Here is a 17,396-nt window from a genome sequence, read left to right as displayed (position 1 = left end):
TTATTGTGGATATCCGGGGTTTTGCGGGTAACCTCCCAAGGCCCTGTCAATCTGATCCTGGCCTATTGGCCTTACCACATGATAGTCTTGAATGTTCCCTGCGGCTTGGGCATTGTGCAGACGAACCCTTTCGACCAACTTACCGGTACGGGTCAGGTCCCACCATCTGGCATGTTCTCCGAACACTTCCCTTGCCCGTTCATCCAAAAGGAAATCCAAATCCACATCCCCGGCGGAAATTTCAATTGACGCCTCCATACCGGGTACCGCAGCCCTTCTACGTACAACGTTGATATCCTCTGCCGCTCCTGCAGGGTCACCTTGCTTTAACCGTGCCTCGGCCCTAAAAAGGTAGGCATCGGCCAAACGCATCAGCACCACATCCCTTTGGCCTTGGGTATGTTGCCGATCGGGTCGTGTATTATCCAACCACTTACTCATGGTAGGAAATATACGTTCGGTATAGTCTTCTTCGGTATAAACCAAATAGGGAGCCGCATCTTTTCTACTTTGGGGCCATTCGATATCCTTCTGGGGCCCGGGAATATAAATGGCCGTATCGCCGATGGCCAAATTACCCCTTTCGTCGCTCACTTCGGTATTGGCGTACCAGACGTGCTTAAATCCTTTATCGTACCTGGTATCGATACTTCTATCCCAAAGGCCCAGCAAAAAAGGAGTAGGCCTAAACCTTTTCCATGGTCTTCCGTTCTCAATGTCACGAACCATTCCACGACGAACATCATACTCGAACAAAAAGTACAAGTGCCCCCTATGGCCTTCTTCATCGGTGCCATCGTCGACCAAGGCCTTTGAAATAGTCAGGTTCCAGACGATTTCTGAATTTTCTTGGTTGTTAATGTCCCAAAGGTCTCCATAATCGGGCAACAACTCAAAACCATAATTGTTGATTACATTCGAAAAAAGCGTTTCTGCCCTTTCTGCATCATTGCTTGCCGCATAAGAAGTGTAGCTACGCCTCATCAAAACCTTGCCCAACAAAAATTCTGCAGCGGCCTTGGTGGCCCTACCGTAATCGTCTTGTACCTCTGGCAAATTGGCGATGGCAAATTCCAAATCGGGAATAATGGCCTGCTCATAGATTTCAGAAGCCGGGGTTCGATTGGCCTCGACCTCCACACCTTCGGTCTCTTCGAGACTTAGGTGGGCATCGCCATAGGTTCTAACGATATCAAAATAGTAGAAGGCCCGCAACCAACGTACCTCAGCAATACGGATATTCTTTAGGGCCTCATCCATTTCGACCTCTTCGGCCCTATTGATTACGGCATTCGCCTGGTTTACACCACGGTACCAATCGCGCCACGCCTCATTCATATAACTCTGCGTCGCATTGAGCGCCCCATCGTACAGGTTGATGGTTTTATGGCTTCCATCCGCACCATTGGTCCAAATATCGGTCCCAAAGGTGGTCATGGTAAATCCCCGCTCAGGCCCATAGAACCCTTTGAGCCAAGCATAGGTTGCATCAACTGCATCTTCAAGGCCCGATTCGGTGGTATAGTACGTTCCCGCCGATACTTCGGAAACAAGCTCCTCTTCCAAAAAGCTCTCACAAGACTGTGTAGTAATAAACAGTGTCGCAAGCAAATATGTATATTTTTTTATTGACATAATTCTATATTTTTCTTGTTCAACATTGCAATTTTCTAAAAAGTCACGTTTAAGCCCAACGAGAACATTTTGTTACTCGGTATCGTACTACTGGAAACCCCGTTACCCCCATCATCATCCTCTTCGGATACTTCGGGATCAAAAGTTTCATAGTCGGTCAAGAACCAAAGGTTTTGGCCGGCGACATATAACCTCATATTGGAGATGTTCAATTTTTCGGTCAGTGACTTAGGAAAGTTGTACCCCAATTGAAGGTTTCTCAGTTTTACGTAGCTTCCATCGAAATACGACATGGTAGAGGCATTTCTTGGACTTTCTTGGTTCTCATTCGGCCTCGGGGCCTCGTTAGAAGGATTGTCGATGGTCCAATAGTCCACATCCAAGTTATTGTACCGACCGAACAAACCATTGTTGCTATCGTGAAACCTAGACCGGATCATCTGCCCTTGACGGAAGTAGAAAAAGAAACTCAAGTCCCACCCCTTATACTCAAAAGTGTTGGTGATACCTCCGTAGAAGTCGGGAATATCAGTTCCCAATATGACCCTATCCTCATCGGTAATCACCCCATCTCCGTTCTGGTCTTTAAGCTTTATCTCGCCCGGCACCTTGTCTTCGGCGCTCTCTGCCAAGGCCGCTTCGTCAATCTGGTAAATACCGATTTTCTCATAATCATAGAAAACGTTTACCGGTTGGCCAATAAACCAACGGTTTCCAATATCGTCAAGCGAGTTACCGTTTTCATCCTTTAAGGGGAGTTCGGTAATTTCCTCCTTATAACTGGCAATATTAAAGGCCACATTCCAGTTAAAACCATCTGGATTCCTGAATATATCGCCATTAATATTGAACTCGACCCCTTTAGTGGCCGTGGACCCCACATTTTGGAATACACTCGAGTAACCCGAAGTTGGGGGCAAGGTACGATCCAGTAATAAATCTGAAGTTTTTGTGGAATAGTAATCGAAGGAGCCACTGATCCTATTGTTAAAGAAACCATAGTCAAAACCAACGTCAATGGTTTTTGAAACTTCCCATCCCAATGTTTTGTTCGGAATCTCACTAAGTGCAAAACCTAGGGCCGAATCCTCTCCATACGCATAGTCCGAAGCCCCCAAAGTACCTTGGGTCTGATAGGGATTAACGGATGTATTACCTACTTCTCCGTATGAAACACGCAGCTTTAAGTCAGAAACGGTATTGGAATTGACCAAGAAGTCTTCCTGAGAAATTCTCCAACCTGCCGACACCCCGGGAAAATAGTTCCATTTGTTACCCTCGGCCAACCTTGAGGAGCCATCGGCACGAAGCGAGGCCTGAAAGAGGTATTTGCCATCAAAGTCGTAATTGACCCTACCCATAAACGAAGCCAAGGTCCACTCTTCGAGATTGGAATTTATATCCTTTTTTACAGAGGCCGTACTCATGTTATAGAACTGCTGTTCTTCATAGGGTATACTGGAAACGGACGCATAAAATTCTTCCTCCCTTGAACTTTGGATACTCTGTAGCAAGGTAACCCCTAGGTTATGTCTATCGTTAAAGAGTTTATTATAGTTCAAAATATTCTCCAAGGTATACCCGAAGTTTTGAAGGTTCTGCACCTCGGCATCTCCTGGGCCTCCCCTGTTATCGTTGGTCAGACTGCCCCTAAACTGGCCCCTTCGGTAATACCTAATGTCCGGACCAAAGTTGGTCGTCCATTTCAGGCCTTCCGCTATATTGATATCCAAATAAACAGGAGCAAAAACCCTTGTCACTTTTCGTTCGTCAATGTAGGCCCCTTCGACCAATTCGTTCAAAGGGTTGGTACGAATACCATCGTTGGTGGGAAGGAATCTTAGTTCCCCCTCTTCATCATAGGGCAGCCCTAACGGGTTGTTCGACAAAGCCTCTCCCATGGTGGCACTTGAACCCCAGTTCTGGATGGAGTGCGATACGGTGAACGACATTCCGACCTTAAAAGTATCGTTGATCCTATGGTCTAGGTTCAAACGTCCGGTGAATCTCTCGAAATCCATATTGCTTATGATACCCTGCTCATTGAAATAGCCCACCGAGGTGTTGAAGGTCGTCTTTTCAGAGCCCCCGCTAACACTTAATTGGTGGTTGGTCTGCCAGCCTTGGTTCAATACCAGGTCCAAATAATCCGTCGACCGGCCCAAGGCGATCGACTCCAGTTCCACGGGATCTTCAAAAACCACATCATCGGCCGGTATGGTACCGTTCCAAGCAGGGTCATCTTCGGTAGCCCCCCTTCTTCTAGACTCCCTTTTCAGAGCGGCGAACTCCTCACCATTCATCATATCGACCAATCGCGTGGCCGAAGTTATACCGTAGTGCGTACTATAGGTAACCTTGGTACCCCCGACACTACCGCGTTTGGTGGTAATAAGAATAACCCCGTTCGCACCTCTTGACCCATAGATCGCGGTCGCAGCCGCATCTTTTAGAACGTTCATCGATTCAATGTCCTGGGGATTGATATCGGCAACGGCGGCATTACCGCTTATTTGAGGTATACCGTCAATTACGTATAACGGATCGTTCGAGGCGGAAATAGATCTTCGTCCACGGATCCTAACGGTAGAGTTTTCACCTGGTCGACCCCCATTGGCCTGAATATCGACCCCTGCTACCTGGCCCTTTATTGCATCGACACTGCTGGAAGTAGCTATTTTTTCAATTGCTTCAGATCCAATGGTTGATATAGATCCGGTTACCTCACCCTTCTTTTGGGTTCCGTAACCGACCACGACCACCTCATCGAGCTGGGCAGAATCTTCCTCCAAGCTTATTTGGATCGTCGACCGGTCATTAATTGCCACCTGCGCCGTTTTATAGCCTATATAGCTGACGACCAATGTGGCCGATCCATCGGCCGAAATCGAGAAATTTCCATCAAAATCGGTGGTGGTCCCGCGTGTGGTCCCTTTTACCACGACACTGGCACCCGCCAAGGGAACCCCATTGCCATCCTTTACCGTACCCGAAACCGTTGATTGTTCGGGAACTCCATCCAAATTAATATTGGGGTCATTTGTTGCGTAATCGTTTGCATGACCGGAAAAAATAGGTACAACAAGTAAAATCGTGAATAAGGCTCGAAAAAAAGGGTTAAAGAACCTATCACAACTTGTACCCACAATACATGTAATGTTTTTCATGTTGTAGTTAGTTAAAAATTGTTAGTTACTTATAAAGTTTAGATTGGGAAGAGTTGTATCGCCACGAATGACGAAATCGTTTAAGTTCATTTCATAGACATATTTTCTTTAGAGTTAGAATTCCATTTTAATTTGGCTGCCGTCGAAGTTGCAATTCTAAAATTCATGTTAAAATTACGCCTTCTACAAACGAAAATAGGTTTCCGATTTTACTTATACAAATAAAAACCAAAAAATAGAGGGTTATAATTAAGGACTTGACAGCGGTAAATTTAAATTATTGCCATATTGATAAAAATTTACACAAGCCCCAATATTATTAGGATTCTAAAAAATTACAGGAATCATGAAACCAGAAAGAGGTTTCGCATCGGTAGTGGAAAGTTGCATTTTGCCCATTAAATAAAGGGCTGCAAGCGAATGAACAAAATATTGTTAAAGAAAAATTAAAATTTCTTAGGCCGCCTATTTTTTAAACAAGTCATGCAACCGATTACAATTTGATCCAAATTTTCACAAAACACATTTTTTTTGTTGAAACACGAAAAAAAATTTCATCGGTTTACAAGAAAGAAAGAATTATCCTGTTAATTATCGTTGTTTTCAACAAGGCCCTTGGTAAATTCGTTCAAGGCCTCAACTTTTTGTTCAAAGCTTCCCTTGATCGATTTTCGGTACGCGTTCAGGTTTTTTACCAAGTCATCGATGTTATCCGGAAGCACATCCTCAAAAAACTGCCGCAACCTCTTAGCGGTGGTGGGCGATTTACCATTGGTCGATATGGCCACCTTTACATTGCCCTTGGTAACAATGCCCCCCATGTAAAAATCACACAGCGGCGGGTTGTCGGCAACGTTTACCAAAATACTCCGATCCCGACAGTCGTGATACACCTGCTCGTTCACCTCGATTTTGTCGGTCGTGGCCACGACCACATGCCGCCCCTCAAGGTATGAGGCATCGTAAGGGGCCTTGTGCATTTGAATATTGTATTGTTTTGCCAGGGCAATGGTTTCTTCACGATACAGGGGCGCCACCATCTCTACCCGGGCAGAGGGGCTCGATTTCAACAAGAAGCTTAATTTCTCGTGCGCCACATTGCCCCCGCCAACAATTAAAATATTCAACTCTGAGACTTTTAAGAAGACAGGATATAACTCATTACGCTCCATACCAATGCAATTTCTCCGAAGAATAGGTAATTTACGCCACATTCCCAAACCGGGTAAACATTTTTCGAATATTTTGTCGTCCATATAGAAAGCCCCCTTTACTTCGCCTACACTGGACGATAACCGCCCACCTGATTCACACGACGCCATTGACCAATTGAGAAGCGACCTTTTTCGTTTTCAATGCCAAACCTCCCCATCGGATTCATTTTAAGCCCATAAACTTCCTTTGTCAATTCAGGCTTCCGACTACGGTATAATAAATCTCCGTACTGCTAGCGCCCGGTTCGGCAAGTACACTCGCCGAAATCCTAAACTGTATGGGGATATTCTCCCTACATCCCGTAAATTCGAACAACTTAATCGCCGCCGTCTCGTCGTCCGGAATCGTTATATAGTCGCCACCGTTCTCCGGGTATAGGTCCCTCGGGCCATTGACCGGCAAAACATCGTACAGGATACTTGCCGGATATCGATCGCCGGCATTGCTAAAGGTACGTGCCTCGAGAACCAAGCCCTCCGGGGCATTTTGAATGTGAATGAAAACTTTGTACTTGTACACGTTGGAAGTACACCGTTGGGCCGAGCTACTTAAGAGGCCCGGATCGAGCCTAAAACTAAGCATTACCTCACTTGCGCCGGTCTCGTAGGCCGTTCCGGTACCGTCTTCCCCGGCCTCGGTCACCAGGTCGCCCAAGGTTTGTGAGTACGTTGGGCCCGAGGTACCGTACAAACTGCCCGACAACAATTGCCCATAACAACCGGACAAACAAAAAAACCACAGTATACCTACATAAATTATTCTCATGCCACCTACTTAAATTTGCAATTGCATATCGTATATTACCTCAAAACCAACAGGCAGGGCCCCTCCTCCAAGATTGGTAATGGTATACCTCAATTGAAATCCCTTATTGATCCCATCCGTCGTAAAACCCCGGCCTATATCCGAAATGAGTACCGTGGGTGTTTCACTTAAGGTGACCGCCGTGGTGGATGCGGTCCCCGTATCGCCCACTCCCCCTACACTTGTTGCGTTCACTACCTGGACCTGAATTTCTATTTCGGGGGGAAGGGGCTGATTGCCATACACCCTTACCTGATATTTTTCAAGACCAGCCGTCCGCGATGTGATGTTGAGCCACAAATCTTCGTTTACCCCGCCTCCCGACGCTGAAAACACGGGCAGGCCGGCCTCCAAGGTATTAGGGTCGACCTCAAAGGACAGGGCATTGTCTATTTCCGGCTCTACGTCGACCAGCTGTACCTCCAGCAGATCCGCACTTAAAAAATGGTAGCCCTGGGCCCCTCCGACAATATAATTTGCGGGGTCGCTGGCATCTATGGTCTCTTGGGCCCAAACAAGGCCCGGCAGTAGCATCCAAAGAAATATCCCCAATGTTGTCTTCATACTTATATTTTTACCGAAAACCCCGATGACCTGAATTTGATGCCCCTATCCTTCTTTGCCAGTTCTACGGTAGTTTCAAGGGTTTCGCCTTCGGCCAGGGTAATTCTATATGTTTTGCTTGGTTTCAGGTCGTTTTCGTGCTTTAACCGAACTACCGACAGTTCGTAGCTACCGGGCACCAAGGATTTGATGGTGAATTTTCCGTTTTTATCGCTCTCGGTATAGTAGGTGTGTACCGCTCCTTCGAGCTTTAAATAGCCCTCAAGGTTGGGAGCTTCCCCGCCCTTATTTTGCCCGAGTAGTAACGAACCCTCGACCATGGCCGCCTCTACCAGCTCTATTTCACATTGCACTTCCTTGTCTTGCCGCACATCGATTTCAATGGGCATACGCTGAACCGCAACGACGCCTATGGGCAGGGTCGACTCATCGATTACGAGGTAGTTGGTCCCTACGGACAGGTTCTTTATTTCAAAATTTCCGAAAGCATCGGTATAGGTATCTTGACCCGATGCATTTACCTTGACCCTGTCAACGGAAATGCCCTTATTATGGGTAAGGATGCTTCCCCCCAGGGTTCCACGCCACCTGATACGCTTAAGGGGAGCTCCTAAGGAATAGGTGTACTTTAAAAAACTGAAGACCTCCCTACGGTTTGCCGCCAAGGCATTTTCATAGTAATTCAACCTTACCGAGAGCCTATGGACCCGACGTATTTTTGTATTGAGGTTCAGGTTGATAAAATCGCGCTGCAGGTAGCTGTCTTCCGGACTAAAACCACTGTTGAACATGGCCGACAGGGTCGTTCTTCCCTTCAGGTTCAGGTTAAAGCCCAATCCGTAATTATAAAAATTGCTCGTTTGCCCCGAAATTCCATAGCGATTGGTGTAGTTGTGGTTCATATTGGCCCTCAGCCCCAATACGGTCGTCAACCGGTAGGCCCCGCTCAGATTGTGTCCATAGGTACTTCTATAGGTCTTATCCAAGCTCAGGATGTTTCGGGTCTTGGAGAACCTACCGTTAAGCGATAGACTAAGTCCCTGATGCATGTACCTATAGGTATAGTCTAGGCCGTGCTCCTTATAGTGGTAACTTTTTTGAACCTGCCGATCTTCCCTTACCGCATTGCTCCACCGAACATTGACCTGTTGTCTTTTGCCAATCTTGTAGTCGCCTACGATGTAATAATTCTCATAGAAGGGTTCGGGCAAGGCGTAGACCGGGTTATAACGTTCATTTACTTTCGATAATGCCTGCCCCGCCCCTACGCCCCATTTGCCATGGCGGTAACTTAGGCTGTTCGCATATCTAAGACTATTGCCCAAGCCTCCGAAATAGTTCTTTCCCGCAAAGGTAAAGCTGCCGTTGTAGCTTACATTATCCAATTTTTGGCTTACGCTCAAGTCGTGTGCAGATCCGGTTGTGGAATTGACCGTACTTATCGACGATTCGTGGTTGATAAGGGTATTTTTTGTTTTATATCCCGATTCGACGACCAAAATTTGCCCGGTTCGCAATTCAGGTTCCAACGATAGGGTGTTGGCCGAAAGAACATTTTCGGTAGACGACGCTATCGAGGCTCCCACGGTGAAGGTTTCCGAAAGCTTTTGTCCAACCTTTAGTCCGGCAATGGACTCCGTATACAAAAAGGGCAATCGGGGCTTGGCATAGAAGGTCGTAAACTTGGTATTTCCGCTATGGTATTCCATTTTCAGGCCAAAGCCATACCTACTTACAAACCCCAGCCTATGGGGCCTATAACTATAATCGCCCAGCACTACGTTGAACTCGTTGTCGTAATCGTACGTAAAGCTATATTGGTCGTTCATTCCGAACCGGTTTACACGGTTTTGATTTGGGGTTCTGACCAAAAAATCGAAATGGTGCGATTTGCCCTGGTCCAAGTACCCTTCACCCCGGGTTTCGACCATAAAAGAGGCGTAGTTGTTCTCTTTGGAGTTAAAGGTATTGTAATAAAGGCTCGCCTCTATGGGAAACCTAAAAAAAGCATCTTCCGCCTCCATTTTAAGGGGGTAGACCTTGGTAAGGGCATAACCGCGTGCCGTAACGACCGAATCACCGGTCCTGACCAGGCTTAAGTGTGTATTTTCGGTCTTCATCTTGCGAAACCGTTTATCCGTTTCCTTCTTTAGGGTTATTACCAACGATGAACCAGCCTCGATTTTTTGAGCCCTTGCCCCTTCTATATCGCTATCGGAATGGAGCATTACCTCTTCGTCTACATTGCCCTTGTTGACTATTTCAAACTTATTGTAGATCGTTTCCCCCGCGAAGACCAGGTCGGGCGACGACAACTTGCTTATCGATAACCGATGATGCTCGGGCACCAACATTTGAAGGGCAATGGATTTTAAAACCTTTTCCTTAAAAGAGAGCAACCGCAGGTTGGCCCTACGTTTACCGGGCAATACCTTGTTCGGCACATAGACGGTTACCAGGACCAATCTTTTTTCACCCGGCCGAAGATTGCCGGTAAAGCCGTTGGAAATAATTTCCCAATTGTCTTCCAGATCGAGAACGGTTCTAACAAATTGAACCGTATCTGACAGGTTCTCGACTTCGGCAACCAGGGTACGTTTCGATTCGGGCCTCATGTCATACAAAACACTATCGTTTTTTATGCGAATATCCACTTGTGCCAGAAGATTACACGAAAACAATAGAAACATTGCATAAAATGATATGTTGTTCAACATTTGTTGGTTTAAATCGAGGCAAGTGTTCCCTACTTACTTAATCTATGGTGAGCCGGAGATTGGTTCCGACAAAAGCCTCCCGCGAATCGGCCACCAAAACGCAATCGTAGGCGCCCTTGTCGAGATCTGAAATCGTAAGAAGGTAATCCCTGCAAACCTCCGGAAACACCAATAACCTCCTTGTTTTGTACTCTCTTACCATAACCCCGTTCTGATCGTACACTTCCAACGAAAGTAACGTGGCCTCGGCAAACCGGCCGTCGTTCTTCACCCTGATCCGTAAATTCTTTTCGTCTCCTTCGGTAGAAAGCACGTCGTCAAAGCCAATATTTACCTCGTCCAGTGCATTGACGTTCGTTATAAGGCCTATGGCATACTGAATTTTGGTACCGATACCGATGCTTTCGCTTATCATTTCTTCCTTGATCGGCTTTTCTACCGAAACCATCAATACCGACCAATACGACCCGCGCAGCTCGTCCCCCTCGGGAATATTAATGGTGAATTTTAGCACATAACGCTCTTTAGGGGCCAAAACCCGTTCGTTTACATTACTGTTCAGCCAAGATGAGGACGATAAGGGATGGGTGGCATCACCGGTAAAGATCCTGGCCTCGGCGCAGGAATAGATGGCCTCCTGAACATCGAACCTTACCCGTTCTACGGTTGAGGAATAGTTCACCAGTATGATCTCTCCCGTAATCACGTCTCCCGAAACCCCTGAATAAACATGCGTGAGACCATTAATCACTGAAACATTGGCAAACGAACCAAAAGAAACAATAAAGAAAAAAAGTAGAAGTAATCGGATTGGTTTCATGGTGTATACAACTTAAAGAATGTGCCCCCGAAATCATTCATCTTTACGGATACCATGCCCATAAAGCGCCCCTATCCCATAAAACACATCGCGGAGGGAAGACATAAGACTATGGCCTTCCCGCCCTAGATTGGCTTATTCTATAGATCCGACAAGGTATATCGAAGTGTGGCCGTGTATACCCCTGCCTCGTATCCGGCGAAATTCCCGTTTTGTTCAAGGGAGTAGGTAAGCCTTACCCCTTGGGTCTCGTCGCCGGTGTAAACACTTTCAATACCACTTACAAGCGTGGCATTGGTTCCTATGGCGGTCGTTGTGCCCAAGGCTACGCCCCCCGTGGTTACGGTACCGGCAGAATCGACCGTCCCGCCATTGGCAACAATTACCGGGGCTTCGGGGGTAATTCTAAGGTCGAAACTGGAAGGAAAGGTACTTCCCGCCTCCATTTGCACATCAATTTGTCGAGATACGTCAAAACCCGAGCCTCCCGCCCCGGTAACGCTGGTGTAATTGATCCATAAATCGGTATACTCCAAATCCTGAAAATTGTACAGACCGGCTTCGGAATTCGTGCCACCACTTGTCGCATCGGCCAAATCGAAGTCTATGGCGGCAGCTTCAAGGCCCGTATTGTTGTCGTAGACATCAATCAAGGCCACCTCCGGAATCGAAACGTTTAAAGGATGGGTGGCAACATTGGTGTCATTATTGTCTTGGGAAAACCCTACATGGACCATCGCACTTAATACAACCACAGGTAAAAGGTCAATCACTCGCATTTCTTTTAAGATTTAGGTTACTATAAATCGATATTTCAATTTGGCCTTAGGCATTCGGTGGCCACAAAAGTGCCCCCTTAAGCCGCCGAACCCAAGGGTTTGACCGGCAATATCAAGACCATAACGTATATAGTACTATTTTTCTTACGTAAATGTTAAGTTTTTTTTTAAATATTGTATTTTAAAAATTTCCGGTTTATGGCCAAAAGAGGAAAGACTACGGAGCGTCGCTGCCGCGACGAAGTTCAGTTCGGATAGTAATGGATCGATGTGGGGCAGCCGTCCGTCATTTTTCGAAGCGGCCAACCTGGTGGCCAAGAACGCCCCCTAGCCCATTGGAAGGACACTCAAAAAGAGGAAGTACAAAATATCAGGATTGGCCTCGGACCTTAAAAACCCGTAAGCCCGTTTCATTTGGGTCTTTACCGTATTTATCGAAATACCGTTGTTCTCGGCTATTTCGGAATAGCTCTGCCCATATATCACATAGGATATGAAAATTTTTCTCCGGCTCTCGGGCAGTCGTTGCAACAGCTCATGGAGCTTTTGCCTATTGCCCAAGCTCTCTTGGGCTTCATTTTCGGCCTTATCGCCGTAGGTGAGATGCTCGACCAGCAGTTCTTGCCTCTTTACCTTTCTCAAATGCTGCAGGCTCAGATTCCGTACCGCCTTTACGGCATAGGCCTTGAACGATACAGTAAATTTGACCGACTTCCTTTTTTCCCAATACGATATAAAAAAATCTTGAACGATATCCTTGGCCACGTCCCCATCCCTAACGATGGCCAGTGCCACCAAACAAAGATACGTGTGGTTCTCCTTAAAAAATGCTTCTAAGTCCTCCACATCCAATGGTGAAAATTTCATTTTTATCGATTAAGTGATTCCCGTAGTCCAACCTAAAAAATCTCAACGATATTGGAGTTTAGGGCATTCAATAATATTCATTTATATCCATATATAAAGAACTTTTAAACTTTTTTGTTAAAAAAGTAAATATCCGTCACCCTAAATAAGAATTCCTGCAACCTAAGAGAAACAAACCTCGTGAAATGTCAAAGAAGGATTTAAAATCGGTACTGGAACGTATTAAAAATACCGAAAAAATAGATACGAAAGACCTGATAGGTTTATCCGATGAAGAAAAACAGCTCATCTACCAGCTCTATAACGGAGGTTTGTTGGACGAATCTTTGCGATTGATGGAAGAATCCGATACGGATGAAAGCTGGAATGCCCTAAAAAACAAAATAGCCGATAAGAAAACACCGGTAATACCCTTATGGAGGAAGTTCACAAAATACGCAGCGGTCTTTGTTGGCGTGGCGGCGGTACTGTATATGGTTAAAAAGGAAGACACCTCCCTAGACCCCACTGAACTTCAGCCCCAAAACTCCATAACCCTGAAAGTAGGCGAAAGCAAGGTCAAGCTGATCAAGGAGAACGACGAGCAAAAAATTGTTTCCACTGACGGCATAGTCGTTGGAAAACAAAATGGGAACACGCTTACCTACTCCAACGATTCGCAAATTGACCGAGTCATATACAATGAACTCAAAATACCCAATGGAAAAATTTTCAATGTAGAGCTATCCGATGGCACCTCGGTACATCTTAACTCGGGCACCCGGATCAAGTATCCTGTAAAATTCCTACCCGGCCACAACAGGGAAGTCTTTATCGAAGGGGAGGCCTACTTCAAGGTTGCGAAAGATACCGAACACCCGTTTATCGTAAATGCAGATGCAGTTGCCGTACGGGTTCTCGGCACCGAGTTCAACATAACGTCCTATGCCGATGACAAGGAAATCAGGACCGTACTGGTCGAAGGTTCGGTAGATATGACCAATACCTTTGCCCCTGGCGACAAGGCCCTATTGAAACCCGGGCAAAAAGCAATCTGGACAAAAACCGCCCATACGACCCAAATAGAGGAGGTCGACGTTGAAATATACACCGCTTGGCTCTCGGGCGAGCTTATATTCAGGGATGTCTCCTTCAATGAAATGGCAAAAAAGCTGGAGCGTCAGTACAATGTATCCATTGTTAACAACAACACGCTTCTCGCCACCAAAACATTGAATGCGCGGTTCAATGTCAAGGTCGAAAACATCGAAGACATCCTTACATCCTTAAAGCAAATCCAAAACTTTGATTACCGCATAGAAGACAGAACCATTATAATCGATTAACAACCCTAAAACACTGCCTATGAAGAAATAACAAAAGAAAAAGCAGCAGTTACGAACTGCCAAATTACCTACAACACCCTGTATAAATACCTAAACAAACTAACTATGAAAAAAAACCTTTTGAGCAAACTGCTGACTCGGTTCTCAAAGAAACCCTGTTTTAAAGTAAAACTATCCGTTTTACTATTCTTGATATCGCTTTGCAGTGTACATGCAAATTCTTACGACCAAAACACCGAGCTAAGCCTTGATTTTGACAATGTAAGCCTCCGTGAAGTTTTTAACGAGATAGAGGCCACCACCGAATTTCGGTTTATGTACGAAAGTGGTCAAATAGACCTTCAGCGCAAAGTAACCCTGCATGTCAAAAATTTCAAGATCAACCAGATTTTAGGATTGCTGTTCGACAACACAGACATCGAATACCGCACCGTAAACCGGCAGGTAATCCTGACCAACAAAGAACCCATACGCCAACCGGCCGAAAAGGAACAAAAAACGAAGAACCCTCCGAAGAAAGATGTCCAGGAACAGGTTTCGGGCCTAGTTTTGGACATGGACGGACAACCCTTGCCCGGGGCCAATATTCTTGAAAAAGGAACAACCAATGGTACCCAAACCGATTTCGACGGGAATTTTTCAATTACCGTGGGAGAAGATGCCATTTTGGTGTTTTCCTATATCGGATTTTCTACCCAAGAAGTACCTGTTGACGGCCAAACCAACCTGACCGTTACCATGTCGGAAAACGCCGCTAGCCTGGAAGAGGTTGTGTTGGTGGGCTATGGAACCCAGAGCAGGGCCAAGGTTACCGGAGCGATCAGTTCCGTTGACGGGGAAGGCCTGACCCAACGCCCCGTTACCAGTGCGGCCACGGCCTTGCAAGGGCAGTCTCCCGGTCTGACCATCCAAAACAATGGCGGTGCACCAGGTGTCGAGGATGTCGGTATACGAATAAGGGGGATCGGAACCCTGAACAACTCCAACCCCTTGGTCTTAATCGATGGGATCGAACAATCCCTCAGTTCGGTCGAACCCCAAAACATTGAATCGATCTCCATTTTGAAAGATGCGGCCTCAGCTGCCATTTACGGGTCAAGGGCGGCCAACGGGGTCATACTTGTCACCACTAAAAGAGGAGCCGCCAAAGGTACGACGCTCACCTACGATGCCTACGTCGGCGTTCAAAACGCCAGTTTCTTCCCCGAAAAGGCCGATACCGAATCGTGGTTAAGGTTAGAGAACGAGGCACAGGTAAATGCCGGTGGTACCCCTACCTACTCCGAGGAATACATCCAAAACGCAGTGGCCGGCACCAACCCCTACGAATTTCCCTGGGCCAATTGGGAAGAGGGCATTTTCAACGACGACGCCCTAATGCAGCAACACGCATTTTCAATCTCCAGCGGTGGCGAAAGAGGAAAGATATTCGCTTCATTGAACTATAACGATTCCGACGGGATCCTTCAAAACTTCAACAACAAAAGGACCACCATGCTTATCAATGCCGATATGTATGCGAACGACAAATTGACCTTTAAAATGGGGCTCATGTACAGAAACGGCAACTTTTCCGGTCCCGGACACGCCATAAATTCAGCGGGTGTGGCCGGCCAACAGATCGTTCAGGGCCTCTTGCACATCAACAGAAATGTCGTCATGGAATACCCCGATGGCACCTACGACCTGGTGTCCGGCTACTGGAACCCCCATGCCATGGCCAATGAAGGCGAGACCAGTATGATCTCCGACGACGTGGTCGCCCAAGGGGGATTCGAGTATGCCATTACCGAAGACCTTTCGTTGGAAGGGAACGTTACCTACAAATTGGACAACGAATCGACCTCGCAATTTATGAACAGTCTGGCAGGCATGACCAATTACATTACCGGTGAACCGGTTGCCGTATCGGGGTGGTTCGCCACCAACGAGCTTACCGAAACCAAGAAAACTACCCGCGAGCTTAGCCAAAGGCTATACCTGAACTACTCCAAAAGTTTTGATGTCCACGATGTGGAAGCCCTGGTCGGATACGAGGAAATCCACAACAAGTTCAAATACGTTTCCGCAAGCAGGCAAAACTTCTTTAACAACGACCTTAGGGATCTCGATGCCGGGGGCGTTGACAACCAAGATATCAGCGGCTATAACGAAGAGTGGCGGTTGCGTTCCTTTTTTGGCAGGTTAAATTATTCGTTCGACAACAAGTACCTTATCCAAGGAAACCTGAGATACGATGGGTCATCGCGATTTGGCGACGGCAACCGATGGGGACTCTTCCCTTCGATTTCGGCAGGTTGGAACATCACCAACGAGACCTTCATGGCAGATTTGATCGAGGATTCCTTTGTCTCCAGCATCAAGCTAAGGGCCTCATGGGGGCAATTGGGCAACCAAAACATCGGCCTCAACCGATTCCGCAGTACCTACGACCTCGACCAAAGCTACCAATTTGGAGGAAACATCGTTTCGGGATCGGCCATTACGCAGGCCGGTAACCCCGATATCACCTGGGAAACATCGACCATGACGAACGTGGGATTTGACGCCACCTTTCTCAACAACCGCCTTTCGTTAGTGGCCGAATACTTTTGGAAATATACCGACGATATCCTGTTGGACCTGCCCATTTCGAGTACCATTGGTGTAGACCCCCCCGTTCAGAATGCCGCAGCCGTTTCGAACAATGGCTATGAAATCGGCATCAATTACCAAGGGGCCTATAAACCCGACGGCGGCTTCAATTACTCGGTAGGGCTCAATTTTTCCGATGTGGTGAACAAAATCGAGGACCTGAACGGTGCAGGCCCCTTCTTCCCTGACAACTTTTCGATCTGGACCGAAGGCCACTCCATTAATACCTTAAGGGGACTCACCTCTCCCGGGCTGTACCGAACCGAGGAAGACCTGGCCAACTACCCTGCGACCATACACCCCAGTGTAGGTATCGGCGATATTATTTATGAGGATGTCAATGGCGATGGCCAGATCACGCAATCGATCGCCCCAGGCGGTGACCAAGTGATCATCGGCAACGAAGACCCTCGCTACGAATTCGGTATAAACTTCGAGGCCTCGTACAAGGGGTTCGACTTCAGCATGTTTTGGCAAGGCGTACTCAAAAAACAACACCTGCTGGACGGTGCCATACCTGAAGGACCGGCATTTCAGAACTTTATCCATAAAGAAATGGCCGAAAGAAGCTACCACCCCGAAAGAAACCCCGATGGCGATTGGCCCCTGGTTACCGCAGGAAACTCGTGGAACATCGTCAAATCCGATTTCTGGTTGATAGACAGCAAATACGCCAGGTTGAAAAACTTTCAGTTGGGCTACACTTTCAAACAAGACATATTCTCAAAACTGAGATTATACGTCTCGGGCGAAAACATGCTTACCATCACCGCCCAAAAGTTGTTCGATCCCGAAACCCCAAGGGGCAGGAGCCAATTCTTTCCTCACACGAAAACTATGAGTGTTGGTCTTAACGTCGTGTTTTAAGA

11 protein-coding genes are annotated in these 17,396 nt (G+C 46.8%); 2 read left to right on the top strand and 9 right to left on the bottom strand.

Going from position 1 to position 17,396, the window contains the following annotated elements:
* The 9 genes from BUB37_RS14665 to BUB37_RS14625 form a co-directional block, all read right to left on the bottom strand.
* Positions 1-1,611 carry a RagB/SusD family nutrient uptake outer membrane protein gene (locus tag BUB37_RS14665; protein WP_212635302.1) on the bottom strand — a complete coding sequence of 537 codons (1,611 nt, stop codon included), beginning with the start codon at positions 1,609-1,611 and terminating at the stop codon, positions 1-3.
* A 59-nt stretch (positions 1,612-1,670) separates the two neighbouring features.
* Complete coding sequence (locus BUB37_RS14660) at positions 1,671-4,658, bottom strand: SusC/RagA family TonB-linked outer membrane protein (RefSeq protein ID WP_212635301.1); 2,988 nt, start codon at positions 4,656-4,658, stop codon at positions 1,671-1,673.
* 731 nt (positions 4,659-5,389) lie between these two features.
* Positions 5,390-5,974, bottom strand: a complete 585-nt coding sequence (locus tag BUB37_RS14655) for a precorrin-2 dehydrogenase/sirohydrochlorin ferrochelatase family protein (RefSeq protein WP_072994577.1) — start codon at positions 5,972-5,974, stop codon at positions 5,390-5,392.
* 232 nt (positions 5,975-6,206) lie between these two features.
* Positions 6,207-6,782: a hypothetical protein gene (locus tag BUB37_RS14650; RefSeq protein WP_072994576.1), complete on the bottom strand. Its 576-nt coding sequence runs from the start codon at positions 6,780-6,782 to the stop codon at positions 6,207-6,209.
* Between the two features lie 9 nt (positions 6,783-6,791).
* On the bottom strand, positions 6,792-7,385 hold the full coding sequence (locus BUB37_RS14645; RefSeq protein ID WP_072994575.1) for a hypothetical protein: 594 nt from the start codon (positions 7,383-7,385) through the stop codon (positions 6,792-6,794).
* Positions 7,386-7,387: 2 nt separating this feature from the next.
* Positions 7,388-10,075: a carboxypeptidase-like regulatory domain-containing protein gene (locus BUB37_RS14640; protein WP_072994574.1), complete on the bottom strand. Its 2,688-nt coding sequence runs from the start codon at positions 10,073-10,075 to the stop codon at positions 7,388-7,390.
* A 64-nt stretch (positions 10,076-10,139) separates the two neighbouring features.
* Complete coding sequence (locus BUB37_RS14635) at positions 10,140-10,853, bottom strand: hypothetical protein (RefSeq protein WP_139278119.1); 714 nt, start codon at positions 10,851-10,853, stop codon at positions 10,140-10,142.
* A 209-nt stretch (positions 10,854-11,062) separates the two neighbouring features.
* Positions 11,063-11,701, bottom strand: coding sequence for a hypothetical protein (locus tag BUB37_RS14630; RefSeq protein WP_139278118.1), 639 nt, complete (start codon positions 11,699-11,701; stop codon positions 11,063-11,065).
* 327 nt (positions 11,702-12,028) lie between these two features.
* A complete protein-coding gene (locus tag BUB37_RS14625; protein ID WP_072994571.1) occupies positions 12,029-12,568 on the bottom strand; it encodes an RNA polymerase sigma-70 factor in 540 nt (179 codons plus the stop codon).
* Between the two features lie 185 nt (positions 12,569-12,753).
* On the opposite strand from BUB37_RS14625, the gene BUB37_RS14620 reads away from it, so the two are divergent.
* Entirely contained in the window at positions 12,754-13,893 is a 1,140-nt protein-coding gene (locus BUB37_RS14620) for a FecR family protein (RefSeq protein WP_072994570.1), read from the top strand.
* Positions 13,894-13,998: 105 nt separating this feature from the next.
* Positions 13,999-17,394, top strand: coding sequence for a TonB-dependent receptor (locus BUB37_RS14615; protein WP_212635300.1), 3,396 nt, complete (start codon positions 13,999-14,001; stop codon positions 17,392-17,394).
* Positions 17,395-17,396: the final 2 nt, after the last annotated feature.

It is taken from the genome of Pseudozobellia thermophila, assembly GCF_900141855.1.
Lineage (GTDB): Bacteria > Bacteroidota > Bacteroidia > Flavobacteriales > Flavobacteriaceae > Pseudozobellia > Pseudozobellia thermophila.
The sequence above is the reverse complement of the archived record's forward strand: the minus strand, read 5'-3'. Positions and strand labels throughout refer to the sequence as shown.